11 protein-coding genes and 1 riboswitch are annotated in these 23288 nt (G+C 63.7%); of the genes, 5 read left to right on the top strand and 6 right to left on the bottom strand.

Annotation, left to right across the window (positions count from 1 at the left end; translation table 11 throughout):
- Window positions 1-90: 90 nt before the first annotated feature.
- Together C8C92_RS03220 and C8C92_RS03215 are read left to right on the top strand one after the other, a co-directional pair.
- Complete coding sequence (locus C8C92_RS03220; RefSeq protein ID WP_116743007.1) at window positions 91-750, top strand: pyridoxamine 5'-phosphate oxidase family protein; 660 nt, start codon at window positions 91-93, stop codon at window positions 748-750.
- 80 nt (window positions 751-830) lie between these two features.
- Window positions 831-1658 (top strand): class I SAM-dependent methyltransferase, encoded by an 828-nt coding sequence (locus C8C92_RS03215; protein ID WP_165829255.1) that lies wholly within the window; start codon window positions 831-833, stop codon window positions 1656-1658.
- A gap of 47 nt (window positions 1659-1705) precedes the next feature.
- Here C8C92_RS03215 and C8C92_RS03210 read toward each other — a convergent pair whose 3' ends face one another.
- From C8C92_RS03210 to C8C92_RS03200, 3 genes are all read right to left on the bottom strand, one after another.
- The gene (locus C8C92_RS03210) at window positions 1706-3343 is read right to left on the bottom strand and encodes a serine hydrolase (protein ID WP_116745830.1); all 1638 of its coding nucleotides are present in this window, start codon (window positions 3341-3343) and stop codon (window positions 1706-1708) included.
- Between the two features lie 22 nt (window positions 3344-3365).
- Entirely contained in the window at window positions 3366-5225 is a 1860-nt protein-coding gene (locus C8C92_RS03205) for a M1 family metallopeptidase (RefSeq protein WP_116743006.1), read from the bottom strand.
- A gap of 118 nt (window positions 5226-5343) precedes the next feature.
- On the bottom strand, window positions 5344-7737 hold the full coding sequence (locus C8C92_RS03200) for a M1 family aminopeptidase (protein WP_099760946.1): 2394 nt from the start codon (window positions 7735-7737) through the stop codon (window positions 5344-5346).
- A gap of 145 nt (window positions 7738-7882) precedes the next feature.
- A riboswitch (yybP-ykoY riboswitch) is annotated at window positions 7883-8064 on the top strand.
- A 9-nt stretch (window positions 8065-8073) separates the two neighbouring features.
- Between C8C92_RS03200 and C8C92_RS03195 the strand changes: the two genes are divergently transcribed.
- Window positions 8074-8649 carry a TMEM165/GDT1 family protein gene (locus C8C92_RS03195; protein ID WP_116743005.1) on the top strand — a complete coding sequence of 192 codons (576 nt, stop codon included), beginning with the start codon at window positions 8074-8076 and terminating at the stop codon, window positions 8647-8649.
- Between the two features lie 73 nt (window positions 8650-8722).
- On the opposite strand, the gene C8C92_RS03190 is transcribed toward C8C92_RS03195, so the two are convergent.
- Complete coding sequence (locus tag C8C92_RS03190) at window positions 8723-17257, bottom strand: glucoamylase family protein (protein WP_243420387.1); 8535 nt, start codon at window positions 17255-17257, stop codon at window positions 8723-8725.
- A 485-nt stretch (window positions 17258-17742) separates the two neighbouring features.
- Window positions 17743-19782: an aminotransferase class V-fold PLP-dependent enzyme gene (locus C8C92_RS03185; protein WP_116743004.1), complete on the bottom strand. Its 2040-nt coding sequence runs from the start codon at window positions 19780-19782 to the stop codon at window positions 17743-17745.
- 153 nt (window positions 19783-19935) lie between these two features.
- On the opposite strand from C8C92_RS03185, the gene C8C92_RS03180 reads away from it, so the two are divergent.
- Both C8C92_RS03180 and C8C92_RS03175 read left to right on the top strand, forming a co-directional pair.
- Entirely contained in the window at window positions 19936-20433 is a 498-nt protein-coding gene (locus C8C92_RS03180) for an Lrp/AsnC family transcriptional regulator (RefSeq protein ID WP_034783259.1), read from the top strand.
- A 197-nt stretch (window positions 20434-20630) separates the two neighbouring features.
- Complete coding sequence (locus C8C92_RS03175; RefSeq protein ID WP_243420098.1) at window positions 20631-22634, top strand: methyl-accepting chemotaxis protein; 2004 nt, start codon at window positions 20631-20633, stop codon at window positions 22632-22634.
- A gap of 6 nt (window positions 22635-22640) precedes the next feature.
- Here C8C92_RS03175 and C8C92_RS03170 read toward each other — a convergent pair whose 3' ends face one another.
- The gene (locus C8C92_RS03170; RefSeq protein WP_099760951.1) at window positions 22641-23141 is read right to left on the bottom strand and encodes a thioredoxin family protein; all 501 of its coding nucleotides are present in this window, start codon (window positions 23139-23141) and stop codon (window positions 22641-22643) included.
- Between the last annotated feature and the right edge of the window lie 147 nt (window positions 23142-23288).

The raw sequence follows: 23288 nt of genomic DNA, 5'->3' as shown, positions 1-23288 counted from the left end.
CTCCAAATTATTTCTAACTTCTGGATCTTTTTTCAGGGCCAGATGCCGATTATAGTGCGGCCTGCTTCCTCAACCAACCGGATTTTCGCCATGACCGCTGTCGCCCTCCCTCCCAGCCCCCGTACCCGCGTGCGCCGCGTCGCCGAACTGGCCAGCTACGAGCAAGCCACCGTGTATGCCATCGTCGATGCCGCCTTCCTGTGCCATATCGCCTTCCGCGACGACAAGGGCAGCCATTGCATCCCGACCGCCTGCTGGCGCATCGACGGCCACCTGTACATCCATGGCTCGAACGGCAGCCGCATGCTCAAGCAACTCGTCAACGATACCGACGTGTGCGTGACCATCACCCATCTCGACGGCCTGGTGCTGGCGCGCTCGGCCTTCAATCACACCATGAACTACCGCTCGGCGATGGTCTACGGACGGTTTGACAAGGTGAGCGACATCGGCCAGCAGCATGCGGCCATGGATGCGCTGATGGAAAAGCTGGCGCCGGGACGCCTGGCGCAAGTGCGCGGCGGCAGCGCCAAGGAATACGCGGCCACCACCGTGCTGCGCATCGCGCTCGACGAATGCGCCGTCAAGCAGCGCAAGGGTGGCCCGCTCGACGATGCGGGTGACATGGCACACGTCGTCTGGACGGGCGAATTGCCTTTTACGCACGGCCGTGGCGCGGCCATCGCCGATGCACTCAACACCAGCGCGCTGCCCGCGTATGCCGCCGCATGGGGTACGGAATCCGCTTGACCGGCCAGCGTGCTTGCCCGATGATCGGCGTTGATGGCGATAGCCACCAATCGACCCACTCATGAATGGAGCAGATGATGATGAAGCGAGTATCCCTGGCCGCGGCCCTGACGGTCATGCTGGCCTGCGGCGGCAGCGGTGCGGCACTGGCGGCCGACAGCAGCGACGCAGCCTTGAAGGCGGCTATCGCCGGCAGTGCACGCACGCCGGCCAACGCGCTGCGCGACAGCGCCCGGCACCCGTATGAAACACTGACGTTCTTCGGCATCAAGCCGGGCATGACGGTGGTGGAGCTGGCGCCTGGCGGCGGCTGGTACACGGAGATCCTGGCGCCCTACCTGCGCGATAACGGCAAGCTGATCGCCGCCGGCAACGACCCGCAGTCAAGCAGCGAAGGCGCACGCCGTGGCGCGGCGCGCTTCCAGCAAAAACTCGACGCCAATCCGGCCGCTTTCGGCAAGGTGGAACTCGGCGCCTTCGCACCGCCCACCACCTACCGCATCGCGCCCAAGGGCACGGCCGACATGGTGCTCACCTTCCGCAATATCCACAACTGGATACCCATCGGCGAAGCAGGCATGCAGACCCTGTTCAAGGAAGTGTATGACAGCCTGAAGCCGGGCGGCGTGTTCGGCGTCGTCGAGCACCGCCTGCCGGCCAGCAAGGCGCAAGATGCCACGGCCAGCAGCGGCTACATGCACGAAGCGTATGTGATCAAGCTGGCGGAAAACGCGGGCTTCAAGCTGGCAGCCAGGTCCGAGATCAACGCCAATCCGAAAGACCATGCCGACCACCAGGGCGGCGTGTGGGCGTTGCCGCCCACCTACGCCAACAAGGATGTCGAGCGGGCCAAATACACGGCCATCGGCGAGAGCGACCGCATGACCCTGAAGTTCGTCAAGCCATAAAGTGAGCGTGTCGGGTTACGCGCTGCGCGCTAACCCGACCTACCGGTTTATTTCTTCGCTTCCTTCGGTTTCACCGGCGCCAGGCTCAGGTCCTGGAAGTCGTAGCTGAAATCCGTCTCGGCCGACACGGGCGCCATTTTTACCCTGTCGATGCTGCCATCGGGATTGAGCGAGAACGTCACGTAGGCATCGGCGTTGAAGTTGCGCTCTTTCCAGCGCACGATGAAGGTGTCGTGCTGCCAGTGTTCCAGTTCACCCGTCAGGTCCGGCGTGCGCGTGAAGCTGAGGATATGCTTTTTCCCCTCCGGCTTGATGACGACCTTGCCATACCAGGCGTCTTCATACTCGCCGTCATACGCGGCCAGCGGCAGCGATGGCTGCGATTTGGCCGCGCGCGCGCTCGATGCCTTGCCCTGCTTTTTCACCTCTTCGGCATGCTGGTCCTGCTCCACCTTGGCCACCAGCGCCAGCCAGTCCGACGGTACCGCCTGCAGGTAATGGTCGAGAATGCGCCATTGCAGTGCCGTCATGGAACCGCCATTTTCTGCATTGGTGAGAATGGCCACGCCCAGCTTTGCTTCCGGCACCATCACCACGCGCGAATAAAAGCCCTGCAGCGCGCCGCCGTGCATGGCCACTTTCATGCCCTTGTAGTCGCGCAGCTGAAAGCCCAGGCCATACGCGCTGAAGTTCGGTTTCGTTGCGGCCAGTGCCGGCTTAGGCTCGGCAATCTTGATCGGCGTTTGCGCCGTCCACATCTCGCGGCCCTGCTTTTCGCTGAACAGGCGCGCGTCCTTGCCATCCTTGTCTTTCACGCCGGCGATCTTGCCCTCGTCGAGCAGCACCATCATCCACTTGGCGATATCTTCCGCATTCGTGTTGATGCCGACGGCGCCCACAGCGTTCGGCACGGGCATGGATTTGACGGCGGCGATCTTGCCGTCGATCTTGCTGTGCGCATTGGCGACGTCGGGATTACCCACGTTTTCCGCCAGACTGGTGGTGGTGCCCGTCATGCCCAGCGGCGCCAGGATGCGCTCATGCATGGCCTCGCCCCAGCTCTTGCCCGCCTTGTCGGCGATGATCTTGCCGGCCACGATGTACAGCAGGTTATCGTAAGCATAGCTGTTGCGAAAACTCGTGGCCGGACGGATGTAGCGCAGCTTCTCGATGATTTCGTCCGTGCTGAAGGTGGTGGTGGGCCACCACAGCAAGTCGCCCGCACCCAGGCCCAGGCCACTGCGGTGCGTCAGCAAGTCGCGGATGGTCATGGCGCCCGTCACGTAGGAATCGTGCATCTGGAAGCCGGGCAAATGTTTGGTGACGGGATCTTCCCAAGCCAGCTTGCCTTCGTCCACCAGCATGGCCAGCGCGGCGGCCGTGAAACCCTTCGAGTTCGATGCCACTTCGAACAGCGTCTTGGCGTCGACAGATGCCGGTTCGCCCAGCTTGCGTACGCCAAAGCCCCTGGCGGTGATGACCTTGCCATCCTTGACGATGGCGATCGCCATGCCCGGCACGTCGAACACTTTCAGGGCGGTGGCGACGTCGCGCTCGAGATCGAAGGCCGGCGCGGGGGCAGGCGCAGCGGCAACGACGGGTGCGGCGTCAGAGGCCAGCGCCGGCACCGTGATGCCGGAAAAAGCCAGCACGATGGCGGCGGCGAGACGGTTCATGGTATGCATGGTCAGGATGTCCAAAGAAGGTTCAATGCGCTTGCGCGGCCATCAATTTATCGACGCTTTCCTGCGTCACCGGGTGGTAGCGTTCACGCGCCTGCGCATACACGTCCTTGGCCCAGGCGTGGCCCTGCGGCGTCTTCATCAAGGCGCTATACAGGGGCACGACGAACTTCTGGCGGCCCACGCTCATCAGGAATGCCTGCAAGGGCTGCTGCACGTCGTAGCCGGCATTCACGGAGGCCAGGTAGAAGCGGTAAGCGACTTCATTATTGCCGCTCTTGCCCACGCCGTAGACCTGGTCCAGTTCGCGCAATTGCGCCGCGCTGGCCTTGTTGTTGATGTCGTTCAGGAAGTGCATCGATTCGATGGCAATCCACTTGTCCATGCCCAGGTCCTTGGTGGACAGCTCGCCCTTGAGCCAGGCGTCGCGGTGCTGGTCGAGCAGCGCCAGGCGCGGCGAGACGACGCGCTGCGCGCTGGCCGGCACGCCGGTGCCATACAGCCATTCATCGAGTTCCGCGTCCGGCATCACGTCCGGATGCTGCGCCAGCAGGTTCTTGCGCAGGTAGGCGATGAACTGCTCCGTCGTCACGCTCTGGAACGCATGCTGGTCGAACCAGCCGCGCAGGAAAGGGTCGAACACGGCACGGCCGGCGCGGCGTTCCATGGTGGCCAGGAACCAGGCGCCTTTCGGGTAGATGATGCCGTCATCCGTATACGTTTCGGCAGGATTGGCGTCCGCATCGCGCGTGATCAGCGCCGTTTTCGCCGCCGGCAGTTCCTTGATCGAGGCGGCCAGTTCTTCCTGGTCGACCTGCACGCCCATCTGCGCCACGTCGCTGCCATACAGCTGCTCGACGATGCGCGTGGTGACGTAGGTGGTGAAGCCTTCGTTGAGCCACATGTGCTTCCACGACGCGTTGGTGACCAGGTTGCCCGACCACGAGTGGGCCAGTTCATGCGCGATCAGGTCGACCAGGCTGCGGTCGCCCGCGATCATGGTCGGCGTGAGGAAGGTCAGGCGCGGGTTTTCCATGCCGCCGTAGGGGAACGATGGCGGCAGCACGATCATGTCGTAGCGTCCCCATCCATACGGACCATACAGCGCTTCGGCTGCCTGTATCATCTTTTCCGTGTCGGCCAGCTCGTATTCGGCCGCCTTGATGCGCGGCGGTTCGGCATACACGGCGGAGCGGGGACCGAGTTTGCGCACTTCCAGTTCGCCGATGGCGATGGCCAGCAGGTACGATGGAATCGGCTGCGGCATCCTGAATTTCCAGCCGCCCTTGCCCGTCGCCTTGTCGTCATTCTCGGCGCTCATCACGACGCGCATGCCACTCGGCGCCTCGATACGCGCGCTGTAGGTAAAACGCACGGCCGGCGTATCCTGCGACGGCACCCACGAGCGGGCGTTGATGCTTTGCGACTGGCTGAACATGAAAGGCAGCTTGCCCGACATGGTCTGCTGCGGCGTGAGCCACTGCAGCGCAATGGCGTTCGGCGCCGTGTGATAGTAGACGCGCACCTTGCCCGGCTGGCCCGTGGTGGTGATGCGCAGCGCCTGGCCCTTTTCCGGGTCGGCCTTGTCCAGCTGATACGGCGCCATCTGCCATGCGCCGCGCTTGTCCTGTACCTGCACTTTCGCGATCGACAGATCGCGCGTATCGAGCACCAGGGTACGCGCCGCCGGGTCGATCCAGTTCAAGGACAGCTCGGCATAGCCGGAGAGCGTCTTTTGCTTGAAATCGGCTTTCAGGTCCAGCTGCAGGTCGCGCGTGCGCACCTGGTCGTAACGCGCGTAGCTGAGGGGGTCGGCGTGTGCTGCCAGGGTTACCTGGCAAAGTAGCGCACAGCCCAGCGCGCGCAGGAAGGTCAAAGTTTGCATGGTCGTCTTTTGAATGATTTGCGAAAGCCCCGGTCCGTGTGCGCCGGGGCGTCGCGCAGAATAGCACTTCCGGCGCAGGCCGGCAGAAAAAAGCGCCGGGCTGGCCGGCGCTTTTTTCCTATTTCGTATCTGGCTGGACTTCGGGCTTGGCCTCGGGTGCCTTCAGCGGCGTATTAAAATCTTTCATCAGGTTGTTCTTGTCACGGTCCAGCTTGAACAATTCCAGGCGCGATGGCGTGATTTTTCGCGGCCAGGCGTTGTTGCTGGTGTCGATATCGGCCGTCTCCCAGTACGGGTCTTGCACCAGCCCCACCATCGGCTCGTCCGTGACGATGACCTTGCTGATCTTGTGCGGCGCATAGCGCCACACTTCGGCCGGCACGCGTTCGATGATCTTCTTGCCGCTTTTCAGTTCGATTTCCAGGATCAGCGGCATCACCAGGCCGCCAATATTCGAAAAGTCGACCAGGTACAGATGCTTGCCCAGGTTATGCTGCTCCAGCAGCTTTCGCTCCCACGGCTCCAGCGCCTCCTGCTCTTCCGCATAGCTGTTGCGGTCCTTGTTGGTGACCGTGAATTCATCATGCCGGTTATAGAAATCCTTCAGCGCGGGGTCCAGCTCCACCTTCTTCGGCAGCGTCTTGTTGCGCTGGTCCGAGATCGAAATCGGCTGCGCGGCCTTCTGCGCCTTCTTCCACGCTTTTTCGACCTCCGGATTCTTCGTGCTCACGCCATATTCGCTGATGCCGTCGATGCTGATGTCGACCGCGTCGGTGGTATAAAACCAGCCGCGCCAGAACCAGTCCAGGTCCGTGCCGGAAGCGTCTTCCATCGTGCGGAAAAAGTCGGCCGGCGTCGGGCGCTTGAACTTCCAGCGCAGGGCGTACTGCTTGAAGGCGAAGTCGAACAGCTCGCGCCCTAAGATGGTTTCACGCAAGATGTTGAGCGCCGTGGCCGGCTTGTCGTAGGCGTTCGCCGTGAACTGCAGCAAGGACTCGGAATTGGTCATGATGGGCACCTGGTTCTGGCTGCGCATGTAGTCGACGATCTTGCGCGGCTCGCCATTCCAGGATGGGAAATGCTCTTCCCACGCCTGCTCGGCCAGGTACTGCAGGAAGGAATTGAGGCCCTCGTCCATCCACGTCCACTGGCGCTCGTCCGAGTTGACGATCATGGGAAAATAATTGTGCCCCACTTCATGGATGATCACGCCGATCAGGTCATATTTCGCCGTCTTCGAATACGTGAGTTCACCCGTCTTCTTGTCCTTCACGGGACGCCCGCCATTGAACGCAATCATCGGATACTCCATGCCGCCCACGGCGCCGTTGACGGAGATCGCATTCGGATACGGATAGTCGAAACTGTATTTGTTGTACTGCTCGATCGCGTGCACGACGGCGCGCGTGCTGTACTGCTGCCACAGCGGGTTGCCCTCGTTCGGGTAATACGACATGGCCATCACGCGCTTGCCGCCGCTGTCCAGCCCCTGCGCATCCCAGATGAACTTGCGGCTCGAGGCCCACGCCACGTCGCGCACATTGGCCGCCTTGAAATGCCAGGTTTTCATCCCCGCCGCGCGGCCCTTTTCCGCCGCCAGCGCTTCGGCGGGTGTGATCACCAGCAGCGGCGTATTGCTGTTTTTCGCCCGCGCAAGCCGCTCGCGCTGTGCCGCGCTCAACACGGCCGCAGGATTTTGCAGTTCGCCCGTGGCGGCCACCACGTGGTCGCCCGGCACCGTCAGATACAGTTCGTAGTCGCCAAATTCCAGCGTGAATTCACCGGAGCCGAGGAATTGCTTGTGCTGCCAGCCGACGGCATCGTAATACGCGGCCATGCGCGGGAACCATTGGGCGATCTGGAAAATCGTGTTCTTGTCCTCTTCAAAATATTCATAGCCGGAGCGCTCGACCAGCACCTTCTGGTCATTGATTTTGTAGGACCAGTCGATGCCAAAGCTGATGCTCTGGCCGGGCGCCAGCGCCACCGGCAAATCGATGCGCAGCATGGTCTGGTTGACCACATACGGCAGCGGCTTGCCGCTGGCCGCTTTCACGGCGGTGAGCTTGAAGCCGCCGTCAAATTCCCGCCCCGCATGGAGGGCGCGCAAGTCTTCGAATTTCAGCGCTTCCTCTTCGGTGCCGCTGAGCCAGGCCTGGCGCGACGGCGCGCTCAATACGCGGCGCTGGTCCGCATCCTGGCGCAAGCCATTCTGGTCCAGTTGCAGCCACAGATACGCGAGGCTGTCCGGCGAGCGGTTGTGATAGGTGATCTGCTCGCTGGCCGTGATTTCGCGGCGCGCTTCGTCCAAGGTGGCGCGGATCACGTAATCGGCGCGCTGCTGCCAGTAGGCGTGGCCCGGCGCACCAGATGCGGTGCGGTAGTTATTCGGCGTGGGCAGCAATTCTTCCAGTTGGCGGAACTTGTCGTCGAAGGGCGCGGCGGCGCACAGGCCGGGCAAGGGAGCAAACAAGGTCAAACACAAGGCAAGCAAGCGGACAAGGACCGGCATGGCGCATTCCATCTGGAAGTGGTGGACAGACTGCATTCTAAGTCGAGTCTGTTTGCAAAGCGCTCATTGTTGTGGAAGTCCCACACACCAGGCAGTGCCATGCCCCGGCAGCACTGGCGCCGGCACGGGCATTGGCGTATGATGCGCCTCGAACATTGGGGAGTAGTCGTCTCGCGGTCTTGCCGCGGGAACCTGTATCAACATAATTGGCCCGCAGGCCATGGTGCAGGTGGTTGCAGAACTTGACGAGACCATTGATCCAGGGCGGCCGCATGGGCCGGAGTCGCCCATGGATCATTGGTTAATTCGTCCGGCCCGCGTACCTCTTGCAATCTCATGGAAGCATTCCTCATCTCCACCGGCATCGTCGGTCTCGCTGAAATCGGCGACAAAACCCAACTCCTGGCCTTTTTGCTGGCCGCCAAATTCCGCAAGCCTTTGCCCATCGTGCTGGCGATTTTCGTCGCCACCGTCGCCAACCACGCGTTTGCCGCCGCCGTCGGCGCCTGGATCACCAGCATGCTGGGGCCCGACGTGCTGCGCTGGGTACTCGGCGTATCGTTCCTGGCGATGGCCGCCTGGACCCTGATCCCCGACAAGCTCGATGAAGACGAAACGAAGCTGGCCAAGTATGGCGTCTTCCTGACCACCCTGATCACCTTCTTCATGGCGGAAATGGGAGATAAAACGCAGGTGGCCACGGTGGCGCTGGCAGCGCGCTACCACGACATTGTTTCCGTCGTGCTGGGCACCACCTTCGGCATGATGCTGGCCAACGTGCCGGCCGTGTACCTGGGCGACAAGATCGCCAACCGCGTGTCGCTGCGCCTGGTGCACGGCATCGCGGCGCTGGTGTTTGCCGTGCTGGGCGTGGCAACCCTGCTGGGCGCGGGCGCGGCTCTGGGCTTCTGACCAATCTCGGCGACATGCATACCGGCGCGCTGATCCTGAACGGTCAGCGCGCTTTCTTGAGACGTGGGCAAGACTACACCAGCAATAGCACCGCATACTCGCGGCCGTCGTCACGCAGGGCGATGCTGTTGCCCTCCTGCGCCACGCCATCGAGCGACAATCCTGCGGGCCGCCCCTGTGCCTTTTCCACCGTGATGGCATAGCTGCTGGCGCCGAAGCGGTAATGCAGCTTGAAGCTGTCCCATTCGGCCGGCATGGTCGGCAGCAGGCGCAGCACGTTCGCTTCGCGCGTCAAGCCCAGCAGCGATTCGACGATCAGCCGGTACAGCCAGCCCGACGATCCCGTGTACCAGCTCCAGCCGCCGCGCCCCACATGCGGCGCCACGGCATACACGTCGGCCGTCACCACATACGGCTCGACCTTGTAGCGTTGCACCGCCTGCGCATCGGCGCCATGGCGTACGGGATTGATCATGCGCAGCAGTTCCCACGCCTTTTCGCCATCGCCCATGCGGGCAAACGCCATCGCCGTCCAGATGGCCGCATGCGTGTACTGACCGCCGTTCTCGCGCACGCCCGGCACATAGCCGCGGATATAGCCGGGATTGAGATCGGATTTGTCGAACGGCGGATCGAGCAGCTGGATCACGCCGGAATCTCGGCGCACCAGGCGCGCATCGACCTGGCGCATGGCGCCGGTCACGCGCTCCTGGTTGGCCGCGCCCGACAGCACGCCCCAGCTTTGCGAAATCGAATCGATCTGGCATTCCTCGTTGGTGTGCGAACCCAAGGGGGTGCCGTCGTCGAAGTAGGCACGCCGGTACCACTCGCCATCCCACGCATGCTCCTCGACATTGGCCGCCAGTTTCACGGCTTCGTCGCGGCAGAACTGGGCGAATGCGGCGTCGCCGCGCAGCACGGCCACCTCGGCGAAGCGCTGCAGCACTTCGTACAGGAAGAAGGCCAGCCACACGCTCTCGCCCTTGCCGTGTTCGCCCACCTTGTCCATGCCGTCATTCCAGTCGCAGGAGCCCATCAGGGGCAAGCCGTGCACGCCCAGGCGCAAGCCGTGGCGGATGGCGCGCACGCAGTGCTCGTACAGGTCGGCCGACTCGCCCGAACGCACGGGCAAGTCGTAATAGGAATCCTCTTCCGGCTTGACAGCGCGTCCCTCGATGAAGGGCGCCACTTCGGACAGCACGTTGACATCGCCCGTGGCAATCACATAGCGGCAGGCGGCCAGCGGCAGCCACAGGTAATCATCGGAGCAGTGCGTGCGCACGCCCCGGTCCGACGGCGGATGCCACCAATGCTGTACGTCGCCTTCGACAAACTGGTGCGCCGCGCACAGCAGCAAGTGATTGCGCAGCAGTTGCGGCGCCGTGTGGATCATGGCCATCGCATCTTGCAACTGGTCGCGGAAGCCATACGCGCCGCCCGACTGGTAATAGCCGCTGCGCGCCCACAGGCGGCAGGCGATGGTCTGGTACATCAGCCAGCCATTGGCGATCACGTCCAGCGATGGATCGGGCGTTTCGATGCGCACGGCGCCCAGCGTGCTTTCCCAGTGTGCGCGCACGGCGTCGAGCGCCATGCGGGCCGCATCCTTGCCCGCATGGCGCTGTACCATGGTACTGGCGTCGGCATTGCGGCGCCCGCCCACGCCGAGGAGGAAGACGATTTCGCGCTCCTGCCCCGGCTGCAGTTCAAACGGCACCTGGATCGCTGCGCAAGGATCCAGCCCCGTGCCCGCCTTGCCGGACAGGCGCACGCGCCGTAGCGCCGCCGGCTGCGCCAGACTGCCGTTACGGCCGATGAATTCATTGCGGTCGCAGGTAATCGAACGGATGCTGGCGTCGGTATTGAAAAAGCCGACACGGCCTGAAAACTCCGTGTTGTAGTTATTGCGCGCAAACAGCGCACCGCTGATGGTGTCGACTTCGGTGGCCACGTGCATGCAGGACTTGGCGCGCAGGTCGGCCAGCACCCATTCCACGTAGCCGGTGACGGACAGGCGGCGCGGCACGCCGCTGTCGTTGCGCACCTTGATCACCGAATATTTGACGGCCGCGTCCAGCGCCACATAGGTGCACAGTTCGGTGGCGATACCGCCCTCGATGTGTTCAAAAATGCTGTAGCCAAAGCCGTGGCGCGTCACGTAGTCGCCGCTGCCGCGCGCCGGCAGGGCCGATGGCGACCAGAACTGGCCGGTTTGCTCGTCGCGCACATAAAACGCTTCGCCGGACAGGTCAGAAACGGGGTCGTTCTGCCATGGCGTGAGGCGGAATTCATGCGCATTCTCGCTCCACGTATACGCCTGGCCGCCTTCCGACACCACGGTGCCGAATTGCGCATTGGCCAGCACGTTCGACCAGGGCGCCGGTGTCTGTGTGCCTTCGCCTGTGGTGATCACGTATTCGCGCCCATCGGGTGTAAAACCACCGAGGCCATTTTCCAGGATCAGTTCGCGCGGTGCGGCGCGGTGCGGCACGCTGCCCTGTTCGCGGGCAGTATCCTGCAGCAGCGGCGGCATGCGCAGCACAGGGCTGGGCGGGCGCTTGACCTGCTCGGCCAGGGTGCCGCGCAAGTCGCTGATGATGGCGCGCGCCACCGATTGCAGCAAGATGCGGTCTTCGTTGGCAATCTGCTCGGCCAGGCGCACGAAAATGCCGCCCGGGCGGTCGATCGCCTGCGCATCGATGCCCGAGGCGATCAGGCCCATGATCTGGTCATGCAGCAGCTGGCGGTAGCCCGACTGTTCCTCGTACCAGATCACCAGGTCGACGATCAATCCTTTCAGGCGCCAGTAGGCATGCGCCTGCACCATCTGGCGCGCCAGTTCGATATTGGCCGCGTCGCGTATCTGCAGCAGCACGATGGGCAGGTCGCCGGAAATGGCATACGCCCACAGGCCGGACTGGCCGCGCTGGTTCTTGATCAGGATGCCGGCCTCGGCGCGCAGGGCCGCATTCGGGTAGATCACGGCATTGGCCAGGCGTGCATACAACTGCGCGTCCGCTTCGCTGGCATTCAACTGGCGCAGCACCACCTGGCTGTGCGTCCAGGCCAGTTCGAACACGCGGTCGGCCAGATGGCGATCCTGATATTTGTCGATCAGGTGCAGCGCCGCCTCGCGCTGTTCCACCATGCCGGTCACGCTATCGACCGTGACCGCCTGGTCCGGTTCGAGCGTGATGACGTAGCGGATGGCCACGATGGGGTCGAGCACGGAACCGTGGCCGCCACCGAGCGGACCGCTGTCCTGCAGCGCCTGCGGCAGCTGCGCCGTGTTGCCGCGGCCGATGAAGCGCGCGCGGTCCGTCTCGAACGACACGGCATAGTGTTCGATATCGTGCACCGTCATCACATGCAGCAGCCACGGCATCGGCTCGTCTTTCGAGCGGGGCCGGCGCGTGCATAAAATCGCATTTTCATGCGCCAGGATTTCCGTCTGCACGAACAGCTTGCTGAACGCGGGATGCGCCGCATCGGCTGCCGCCGGCGCCATCACCACTTCGGCAAAACTGGTGATCTCGATGCGCCGCTGGCGGTTCGAATTATTGCTGATGCGCGTGCGGCGGATTTCGATGTCGTCCTCGGGCGAGACGACGATTTCCGTGTACAGGTCCAGGCCATGGTCGGCACGGCGAAATTCCGCGCGCCCCTCGGAGAAAATCACTTCGTACTTCTTCGGTTCGACCAGGGTCGGCTGGTACATGGTGGACCAGACGGCACCGTCGTCGAGGTCGCGCAAATAACAGAAATTGCCCCAGTTATCGCGCGTGCTGTCCTCGCGCCAGCGCGTCACGGACAAGTCTTTCCAGCGGCTGTAGCTGCCGCCCGCATTGCTCACCATGACGTGGTAGCGGCCATTCGACAGCAGCTGCGTTTCGGGCACGGCGCTGTTGGCCTGCGTGAGGATGCGCATCGGCATGGACTGCTCGGACGCGCCGCTGCGCAGCACCGCCAGTTCGGCCGTGTTCGAATAAAACGCCCCGGCTTGCGGCGTACGCTCCTGCAGCACCAGCAAGGCCGATTGCAGCAGCGGATCGGACTCGAAGCGACGCTGCATGGGGCGGTCGTGCAGCAGGTAGCTGAGGGCCAAAAAGCCCATGCCCTGGTGATGCACCATGAACGAGCGGATGACGGCGCTAACCTGTCCGCGCGGCAGGCGCGCGGTGGTGAAATCGATGGCTTCAAAGAAGCCGTAGCGGCCCATGTAGCCGGCCGCCTGCATGCGCTGCAGGTTCTGGCACGACGCTTCCGGCTGCACCATCAGCCCCATCATGCTGGCGTATGGCGCCACCACCAGGTCGTCGGCCAGGCCCCGCTTCAGGCCCAGCCCCGGCACGCCAAAGGCGCGGTACTGGTAATTCAAGCTGGCGTCGACCGTGTTGTAGCCGGATTCGGAAATCCCCCACGGCACGTCGCGCTGGCGGCCATAGTCGATCTGCGCCTCGATGACGGAGTGGTAGGTCTGGTCGAGCAGGGTGTTCGGATAATTCGGCATCACCAGCAGCGGCATCAGATACTCGAACATCGAGCCGCTCCACGACAGCAGCACGGGCTGGCCCGCCACCATGCACAGCTGGCGGCCCAGCGCGAACCAGTGCTCCTGCGGCAACTGGCCCTGGGCGATGGCGATGAAGCTGGCCAGGCGCACTTCGGAAGCCAATAAATCGTAGTAGCTGGGGTCGAGGCGCCGTTCGCTGACGTTGTAGCCGATGGCCAGCAGTTTGGTCGACGGGTTGTACAGAAACGCGTATTCGATCTGTGCGAAATCGCGTGCCTGGCCGGCCGCGTGGGCGATGTCGCGCATGTGGCGGCCCGCCTGTTCGCGGCCTTGCGCCAGCCATGCGGCCAGCTCGGAAGGCAAGCCTTCCGGCGTCTCCAGATTGGCCAGTTCGCGCAGGGTCGGCACGCGCAGCCACGCCGTATCGAGGCCTGCCTGTGCCGCCCATGGCGCCAGTTGCAGCAACTCGGCCAGCGCCGCGCGGCACTGGCGCGCCAGCGCTCCGCTCCACATGGCCAGCTCGCCATCGTCGCTTTGCAGGGTCAGCGACAACAGCGCGTCGGCCGCGCCATTCGCGGCACTCAGGTAGGCATGCCATTCGGGCAGGCTGGCTGGCGCGGCCGGCATCTGCAGCAGCGCCAGCGACGCGCGCACCGCCTTGTCTTCGCCTTCCGCGGCAATGAATTCCTGCAGTACCTGCGCCGTCGTGCGGATGCCGTCCACGATCTGTGGCCCCATGATGGGCGCGTCATACAGTTCCACCAGGCCGGGCTGCAAGGTCAGCAGATGGCCGGCCAGATTGCCGCTGTCGACCGTCGAGATGTACATGGGCTGCAGCGCCTTGAGCGTTTGCGTGTCGTACCAGTTGTAGAAATGCCCCTGGAAGCGCTCCAGCTCCCCCATGCTGTGCAAGGTGGCGCGGCTGCGCTCGATCAACTGGCCCATGGTGACATAGCCGAAATCGTAGGCCGTCAGGTTGGCCAGCAGGGCCAGGCCGATATTCGTCGGCGAGGTGCGGTGCGCCACCACCAGGTTCGGATGTTCCTGCATGTTATCGGGCGGCAGCCAGTGGTCGTCCGGTCCGACGAAGGTCTCGAAATAGGCCCAGGTCTTGCGCGCCACGCCATGCAGGAAACGTCCCTGCTCGGCCGACAGGCGCGCCACGGCCCGTTCGATGGGGCGGCTGATCCACCAGGCGATGGCAGGTGCGGCCAGCCAGAGCAGCAGCACCACGGCGGCAGCCGGCAACGCTGCCGGGCGCCAGTGCAGCAAGGCGGCAAAGGTGGCCAGCGCCAGCGCGGGCGAGCACCACATGGCGCGCCAGCTGTCTGCCTGCGAGCCGGAAGACGTATGCAGGTTCGAGGCACGCCAGTCGAGCAAATGCTTGTGCGACACGCCCAGACGCCACAGGGTGCGGGCGATGGCATCGAGGCTGATCCACGCTTCGTACGGCAGGAAGACGAGGGTCAGCATGGCATGCGAAAACTGCACGCCGCAGCGCCGCTCGAACGCGGCCAGATGCTGGCGCCACAGGGTGTCGCGCGGTTTGCGCAGCAGATCGTACAGGGCCGAAAAAACGGGCGGCAGGAAGATGATGGCCAGCACCGCCACGCTCCAGAAAACCACGTGCGGCAAGAAACCCCACACCAGCAGCAGCGACACGGTGGTGGCCGGCGCCACGATGCTGCGGCGCAGGTTGTCGAACAGCTTCCAGCGCGACAGCATCGACAGGGGATTGCGTTCGCGCTTGCCGGCGCGGCCCGGCACGCGGCCCAGCAACCAGCCGATCAGCTGCCAGTCGCCGCGTATCCAGCGCTGGCGGCGGCTCACGTCGGCGTCGTAGCGGGCCGGGTATTCCTCATACAGCTGCGAGTCGCTGAGCAAGCCGGCGCGCAGGTAGCAGCCTTCGAGCAGGTCGTGGCTGAGGATTTTATTGTCGGGCAGGCGCTGGCCCAGCACGCGCTCGAACATGTCGAGGTCGTAGATGCCCTTGCCGATGAAGGAGCCCTCGTAAAATACGTCCTGGTACAGGTCGGAGACGGTGCGCGTGTAGGGATCGATGCCCGGCTCGCCACCGCACAGCAGTTCGTAGCGCGAGGCATTCGCGCTGGGCAGCGCCACGGCCACGCGCGGCTGCAGGATGCCGTAGCCGGCCACCACGCGCGTGCCGGCCGCGTCCAGCACGGGACGGTTCAGCGGGTGCATCATGGTGGCGATGAATTCGCGCGCCGCGTCGCGCGGCAGCTGCGTATCGGTGTCGAGCGTGATCACGTATCTGATGGTGCGCAGGCCGCGCAGCTCGCCTTCCACCAGTGAGAATTTGTCGCGTGCCCCGCCGCGCAAAAACGCGTGCAGGTCGGACAATTTTCCGCGCTTGCGCTCCTGCCCCATCCACGCATTCTGCTGCGAATTCCACAGGCGCGGACGGTGCAGCAGCAGGAACGGCCCCACCTGGCCCAGTTCTTCGGGGTCGGCCGGTTCGCCATTGTCCTTGCACTCGGCGCCTTCCACGCGGTACTTGTCGTTCAAGCCACGGATGGTGTCCTGCGCCTGGCGCAGCAAGGCTTCGTCGTCCGGCATCGTTTGCGCGGACGCATCGACAAAATCCGTCAGCAGGCAGAAACGCAGGTTCGGATCGCGGTTGGCGAGATAACGCACTTCCAGCGCCTCGCACAGGGCCGCCACGTTGTCCGCGCTGTAGATCAGGGTCGGCACCACCACGATGCCGCGCCCGTCCGACGGAATGCCAGCCTGGCAATCCATGCGCGGCAGCGGATGGGGCGACGTCATCAGGGTCGCCAGCCAGTTCACCACGGCCACGGCCAGCTGGCTGCTGCCCAGCAGCGCCAGCACGCCCAGTGCCGCCAGGGGCCAGCCCTGCACGCCATGGCGCACGGCGCGCTCGAGCAACAATGCGCTCGTCGCCAGGGTCAGGAACGAGATGGCCCCAAGGTAGACGGCCAGCGGCGCGGCGCGCGCCGTATGCTGCAGCGCTTCGATGAAAGGCAGCTTCGCGCCGGCCAGCTTTTCCAGCACCAGCACGCCGCGTCCCACCAGGTAAAAGCCGATGTGGCCACGGCGCGCGTCATTGCCGTTGCCGTGCGTATGCGCCAGCTGCACCACCATCTCGGCGACGTCCACTTCGCTGCGCGCGCTGCGCCTGGCGATGCGTTCAATGGCGTGGCGGTAGCTGTCGCGCGTGGCGAAATCCATCAAGCCATACGTGCCGGCCGGGTCCAGGCGCAAGGTTTGCTCGACGACGCTCATGGTCTCGACGAATTCCTGCCAATCCATGGTACCGAGAAAACGCAGGCTGCCGATGCTGTTGGCGATCGACACCTGGTCGGCCGCCTGCTGCCCGATCTCGGACTGGATCTGCTGCTCGATGGTGAGGCCCGACTCGGCCAGCTTGTGCGTCAGCCACGACAGGGCCAGGGTCAGCGAGGAACTTTGTCCCTGCAGGCGGCGCGACAATTCGGCCACGAAGGCGCTGGTCAACGGCGGATTCGAACGGGCCATGTCGGCTACCAGCAGGATCAAGCCGCTGGGATTGCGCTCGGCGATGTCCATCATCTGGTCGGCCCAGGTATTGGCCAGGTCGCGCTGCATGCGGTCGTCGGCCACGCGCGCAGCGACGCGGCGCAGGTTTTCGATCAGGGCCAGGCGCAGCATGATGGGAACGGCCCACAGTTCACCCAGCGTGAGCGTGGCGACGTCCTGGTAAGCCTCGACGAAGTGACACAGGTTTTCCAGGTCGACCCGGCCATCGCCATGCGAGATGATTTCCAGCGCAATTTTATACACGCGCGGGCAGCCCGCGTCCACGCCCGACGTCAGTCGTGGCAGCTCCTTGCTGTAGTTCTTCGGCAGGTGGCGCCGCGTGGTGCGGATCTGCTCTTCGATCAGGTAAAAATTATCCAGCAGCCATTCCGAGGCGGGCGTAACCTGGCGTCCGCTTTTCACCGTGGCCGTCAGCTCGTTGACGGTGGCCGTGATCAGGGCCGCATTATCGGCCAGGCGCGCCAGCAGGCGGTCGCGGCCATGGTGCTTGCCCACCGCGTGGCCGGCGGCCACGTGCTTGCCGTGGGCGGCCATCTGCATGGCACTGAATAACTCGGACCGCAGGGGCAAGGCATCGTCGCGCGCAGCGTCGAAACTGTCCGGTGCAAGGGGATGGTCGCGGAAGATTTCCTTGAATTTGGAAAGCTGTTCCTTGATCTGCTGCGTGACGACTGCGGTGTACTCTTTCAACTTGGCCTCGCTAGGTGCGCGCAGGCAGCCAGCGGCCACCGTCACGCTGGCCAAGTCTGGAAGAACACGATCGGACACTGGCGAAGACGGAAAGCGAAGCGCCGGAGCGTTGCGACGAATCTCAGGGTATAGGGAGATTTTCTGAACTTCATCGTAGGTGCGCCCTGCGCGCAAGACCGTGCGCTAGCGTACATAGCCGACGCATTGGCAGCGTGTCGGCAAAGAAATTTGCGGACTGGACAGCAAAAAAATGCCGTTAGGAAACGAATAGCTTGCACCGTGCCGGTGATGGCACGGTGCAATATTCCAGAGGAGAAATTTCAGCCCCGTCAAGCCGCGATGGCCAGCGGGTGGCGCGTCGCTTCCGCCATCGCCATGCCGCCGTTGAGCTGCCATGCAGCAGCATGGCCCAGGCGGCGCAGACAGGCGCTAGCGCGCGCGCTGCGGTTACCGCTGCGGCAGAAAAAGATCAGCGGGCATTGAGGCTGCTGCAGCCATGCGGCCACCTGCCCCGCCAGGCGACTCAGCGGTACGCTGTGCACGGCGCAGCCCTCGAACACGGTTCCGGCGCAAGCCGCGTGTTCATACGCTTCGCGCACGTCGACGAGGATGGCGTCGGGATGCTGGCGCAGGAAGGCGGGCAAGCTGGCCGCATCGAGCTGCAACTCACTCGTAGGGGCTGCGCCTGCGCGTACGGCGCGCACGGTGCAGCAGATGCTGCCATCGTCGCGTGCGCCGCACAGCACGGTGTCCGGCGTCAGCAGCGCCGCATCCAGCAAAGGCGTCAGCGCCTCGGGCGCCAGGGTGCCGATGAAGGCGAAGCGCTGCCCCAGCAGATACACATGGTTTTCGCCGCACTCGACGCGGCGCAAACGCTGCTGGCCCAGTGCCAGCTCACCGTCGATATCGACGTGACCGACTTGTTCGATAGCGAGTTCCTGCAGCAAGGCCAGGCGCGCCACGCCATGGTCGGCTGGCGCCGTCGTGTGCACGATGGCGCGCAAGGCCAGGTGCTGGCAACGGATGAAGGCGGCCAGGCGCGGCACGAGCGCGGCGACGGGATCGATGACGACGCAACTGGCGCTGGCAGCGTCGCTGAGCAGCCAGGTGCACTGGCCATCGACGCTGAGCTGGATTACGCCGTCCTGCACGCCGTCCTGCGGCGATGGCGCCAGCGCCGATGGCAACAGGCAACTGCCGCGCAGCGCTTCACCACAGCGCTCGATGCGCGCGCAGGCGGCGGTAATGGTCGCCGCATCGATCTGGGGGCCGAACGACAAACGGATGGCCGAGCTGGCGCGCCATTGCGGCACGTGCATCGCTTCGAGCACATAACTGGGCAGCGCCTTGGCAGCGGAACAGGCGCTGCCCGAGCTGACGCGCACGCGCGCCGCGTCGAACAGGTCCAGCAGCTCTTTCGAGGACAGGCCCGGCACGGAAAAATTGAGCGTGGTCGGCAGCGACAAGTCAAACGGCATATTGAACACGATGCCGGGGAAAGCGCGCTCCAGGCTGGTCATCAGCTGCGCGCGGAAAGCGACCAGCTCCGCGTGGCTGCGGAAGGTCTTGCCATCATCGAGCGCAGCCAGCACGGCGCCCAGGGCGGCAATGCCGGCCATGTTCTCCGTGCCCGAGCGCAGGCCCGCTTCCTGGCCGCCGCCCATCATCAACGGTGTAAATGGCGCGCCGGCGCGCACATACAGCATGCCGATGCCCTTCGGCGCATACAGCTTGTGGCCGGAAAATGGCGCGTAATCGATGCGCGTGGCGGCCAGGTTGAGTTTCAACTTGCCCAGCGCCTGCACGCAATCGACCATCCAGTAGGCATCGGCACCGCGATGCTGCAGCAGTTGCGCGATGGCGGACAGGTCGCTGATGACGCCCGTTTCATTATTCGCCGCCATCGTGCACAGCATGGCCGTGTCGCCGATCAGCGCGTCGAGCGCCTGCAGATCGTGGCGCCCCTCTGCATCGACGGGCAGCTTGCGCACTTCCAGGTTCAGACCCAATAGCCGGTTCCAGTGCGCCAGGCTTTCTGGCACGGCCTTGTGCTCGGTCGCGCCATACAGCAGCAGGCTGCCGATGCGCTTGCCCGCAGCGCGCCGTTCGCGCAGCGCGCACAGGGCCGACAGCACGGCCGTCTGGATGCCTTCGGTGGCGCCGCTGTTAAACATCAAGCGGCCGTCGCCCACGCCCAGCAAGCCGCTGGCGCGCTGGCGTACCCCATCCAGCATGGCCTTGGCCTGCAATCCCGTGGCGTGAGTGCTGCTGGGATTGCCATAGCCCTGCTCCATCGCTTGTCTGGCCGCGGCAACGGCGGCGGGCAGCACGCAAGTGGTGGCATTGCTGTCGAGGTAGATTTCTTTCATGATGGCGATCTGAGTATTCTCTAAAAAGGGTGCAGCGCAAGTAGCTGGAACGTATGGATAGTTTACCGGCACGCTGCCGTGAAGATATGCCAAAAGACACTGCAACTACGCTACTATGCAGCATGTTCATGCTATAAAAACTGGAATGGTAAAATGAATTCACCAAACACCTCGCTCGACAAATTCGACTGCGCCATCCTGGCCGCCCTGCAGCAGGACGGCACCCTGTCGATCGCCGCCCTCAGCGAGAAGATCGGTCTGTCCAGCACGCCCTGCTGGAAGCGCGTCAAGCGCCTGGAGGAAGAGGGCTATATCGAGAGCCGCGTGGCCATCGTCAACCGGCAAAAAGTGGGCTTGCCCGTCACGGTTTTCGTCAGCGTGCGCACGGGACAGCACGATGAAAAATGGCTGCGCCGCTTCGCCGCCGCCGTCATCGTCTTGCCCGAGGTGCAGGAATTTCACCGCATGAGCGGTGACATCGACTACCTGCTGAAAGTCGTCACCACCGACATCAAGGGCTACGATACCTTCTATAAAAAGCTCATCAAGGCCGTACAACTGACGGGCGTGTCGTCCGCCTTTTCCATGGAACAAATCAAATGCAGTACGGAATTGCCGCTGGAATTGATCGCCCACGGCTTGCCTGCCTGAACGTTTTTCCTCGTCGTATGAACGCACATGAAAATCACGCATGTTGACATCCTGAGATCGTTGCCACACAGCAACGGCTATCAATTAAATACCCTATTTCCCCCATATCGCCCCCCTATCGGTCGCTATACTGCGCACTTGCCTGTGCATGTCCGGCAACCTCTGCCGGTCGCGCGGGCCCATTCCCAGGGTCGTCCATGCATCTGCTTCGTCACCTCTCCATCCAGAAAAAACTGATGTTCAGCATGGGCTTATGCCTGCTGCTGTTCATGGGCATTTCCTCTTTCCTCAGCGTGCGCATGAGCAGCGACTATGTGCGCGAGCGCGTCGTCGGCCAGGAACTGCCAGCCCAGGTGGGCGAAATCCGCAACGACGTGCTGCGCCAGATCAACCAACCGCTGTCGGTCGTGCAAACGATGGCCAACGATGTCTTTTTGCACGACTGGGAAGACGCGGACCTGGCGGACAGCGGCTTGCCGACCTTCCAGCGCTACGCGAAGATGCTCAAGGAAAAAAACAAGGCAGCCGTCGTCAGCTGGAGTTCGCAAACTGCGTCCAGGTACATGACCGATGCGGGCCTGATCCGCACACTGGACAAGCAACAGCCAGCCGATCATTGGTTCTTCAGCATGCTCGACGAAAACAAACAGCACACGGTCAATCTGGACCGCGATCCAGCCTCGGGCAGTTTCATGCTGTTCCTGAATGCGCGGGGCCAGACGGCCGGTGGCAAGGCCGTCATTGCAGGCATGGGCTTGAGCGTCGATGCCATGGCCGACACCATCCGCAGCTACAAGATCGGCCAGACCGGCCATGTCTACCTGGTGCGCGCCGACGGCAAGCTGCTGATCCACCGCGATCCGGCCCTGGCCGACGGCAAGCATCAGTTGAAGGACTTGCCCGGCTTCAATGAAGCATTGAGCAAGACTCTGCTGACCGGCAACAAATACACCTATGCCAGTTATGCGGCGCCGGCCGGCAAGCAGCTCGTCGCCGCCTCCTTCGTGCCGGAATTGAATCTGTATGTGATGGCCGAAGTGCCGGAAGCGGAAGTGCTGGGCAATGTCACGCGGTCGGCCCTGATCGCCGCACTGATCGCCGCACTGGTCGGTGGCGGCATCGCCCTGTGCATCATTTATGTCATCAGCCGCGCCATCGCCGCCCCCGTCGCCCGCGCAGCGGACATGCTCAGCGAGATCGCCAGCGGAAACGGCGACCTGAGCCGCCGCATGCCCGTCGAATCGGAAGACGAGGTCGGCGCACTGGCCGCCGCCTTCAACCGTTTCGTCGCCTCACTGAACGTGACGATACGCGAAGTTCGCGACAGTACCGGGGCCATTGCGAGCGCATCGAGCCAGATCGCGTCGGGCAACCTGGACCTGTCGGCGCGCACGGAAGCCCAGGCATCGAGCCTGGAAGAGACGGCGGCGGCCATGGAAGAACTGACGTCGACCGTAAAACAGAATGCGGACAATGCGCGCCAGGCGAACCAGCTGGTGGTATCGGCTTCAAGCCACGCCGTCAAGGGCGGTGAAGTGGTCGGACAAGTCGTGCAGACGATGGGTGCGATTACAGAAAGTTCGCGCAAGATCGCGGACATTATCGGCGTGATCGACGGCATTGCCTTTCAAACCAATATCCTCGCCCTGAACGCGGCGGTCGAGGCGGCGCGCGCGGGCGAACAGGGCCGCGGCTTTGCCGTAGTGGCGACAGAAGTGCGCAACCTGGCGCAACGCTCGGCAGCGGCGGCGAAGGAAATCAAGGACTTGATCGTCGACTCGGGCAGCAAGGTGGAGGCCGGCAGCAAGCTGGTCGACTCCGCCGGCGCCACCATGCAGGATATCGTCGTGTCGGTCCAGAGGGTCGCCGACCTGATGGGAGAAATCGCTTCGGCCAGCCAAGAGCAAAGCCAGGGCATCGCGCAAGTCAATGCCACCGTCACGCAGATGGATGACGCCACCCAGCAAAACGCGGCCCTGGTGGAAGAGGCGGCGGCGGCGGCCCAATCCTTGCAAGACCAGGCAGGCCGGCTGGCGCAGGTGGTCAGCGTCTTCAAGCTGGAAGAAACGGGGCATGCAGTACTGCAACAACCGGCCCGCAAGCCCGTGCAGCCCAAGCCGGCGCGCATGCTAACGGCAAAAGCGGCGATCCCCGCCGCGCGCCCGACAGCACCGGCCAGCGATGCGTGGGAAGAGTTTTAAAGGGGATTACATCGCCGGCGCTTTCACGCTCGCCGCTTGCTTGAAGAAATCATAAATGCCGCTTTCACTCATGCGGCGCGCATTCGCCAATTCGCCGCCCTTGGTGGCGTACAGCACCTGGTTGTTGTCGCTCGATACGAGCACGGCAGCCGGGATGCCTTTCTTGAGCGGATTGCCATAGGCGTGCGCCACGTCCAGGTTATGGTCGAAGTTGCCCACATCGACCTTGACGACCTTGAACTGCTGTTGCATCAACTCGGCGTTCTTGCCTTCCTTCAATGCCTTGTCGAGCGCACGGCAATCCTCGCACCAGTTGGCGCCAAAGATCAGCAAGACAGGCACGTGCGCCGCCTTGGCGTCGGCCAGCGCGCGGGCCACGTCGGCTTTGGCGTCGGCCGCCGCGTTGTACGGCAAGTGCGGCGTGGCGACCGGGTTGCTTGGCGTCGGGGCGGCGGCAATGGCGGTGCCGGCAAGCAGCAGGCTGGCAAGAAGAATGGAAAGGCGCATGCAGGGCTCCTGAAAGAAATCGTGAGGCCAGCTGAACAGTTGCCAGCGGGCGTGATTGTCTAGAATATGCCTGCTTGTGGGAAATTTCCACCATTTAATTGCACTGTGCTTATGCGGAAAACGTATAAGCGCGTATCAGCACCACCA

This window comes from Janthinobacterium sp. 78 (genome assembly GCF_003096775.1).
In the GTDB taxonomy this organism is placed as follows: domain Bacteria; phylum Pseudomonadota; class Gammaproteobacteria; order Burkholderiales; family Burkholderiaceae_D; genus Janthinobacterium; species Janthinobacterium tructae.
Note: the sequence above shows the minus strand (reverse complement) of the source record. Positions and strands in the feature narration are given on the sequence as shown.

Coding starts and splice junctions, on each gene's coding strand:
- C8C92_RS03220 (WP_116743007.1), top strand. CDS start 91: ATGACCGCTGTCGCCCTCCCTCCCAGCCCCCGTACCCGCGTGCGCCGC.
- C8C92_RS03215 (WP_165829255.1), top strand. CDS start 831: ATGAAGCGAGTATCCCTGGCCGCGGCCCTGACGGTCATGCTGGCCTGC.
- C8C92_RS03210 (WP_116745830.1), bottom strand. CDS start 3,343: ATGCATACCATGAACCGTCTCGCCGCCGCCATCGTGCTGGCTTTTTCC.
- C8C92_RS03205 (WP_116743006.1), bottom strand. CDS start 5,225: ATGCAAACTTTGACCTTCCTGCGCGCGCTGGGCTGTGCGCTACTTTGC.
- C8C92_RS03200 (WP_099760946.1), bottom strand. CDS start 7,737: ATGCCGGTCCTTGTCCGCTTGCTTGCCTTGTGTTTGACCTTGTTTGCT.
- C8C92_RS03195 (WP_116743005.1), top strand. CDS start 8,074: ATGGAAGCATTCCTCATCTCCACCGGCATCGTCGGTCTCGCTGAAATC.
- C8C92_RS03190 (WP_243420387.1), bottom strand. CDS start 17,257: ATGGCCGCCCACGGCAAGCACGTGGCCGCCGGCCACGCGGTGGGCAAG.
- C8C92_RS03185 (WP_116743004.1), bottom strand. CDS start 19,782: ATGAAAGAAATCTACCTCGACAGCAATGCCACCACTTGCGTGCTGCCC.
- C8C92_RS03180 (WP_034783259.1), top strand. CDS start 19,936: ATGAATTCACCAAACACCTCGCTCGACAAATTCGACTGCGCCATCCTG.
- C8C92_RS03175 (WP_243420098.1), top strand. CDS start 20,631: ATGCATCTGCTTCGTCACCTCTCCATCCAGAAAAAACTGATGTTCAGC.
- C8C92_RS03170 (WP_099760951.1), bottom strand. CDS start 23,141: ATGCGCCTTTCCATTCTTCTTGCCAGCCTGCTGCTTGCCGGCACCGCC.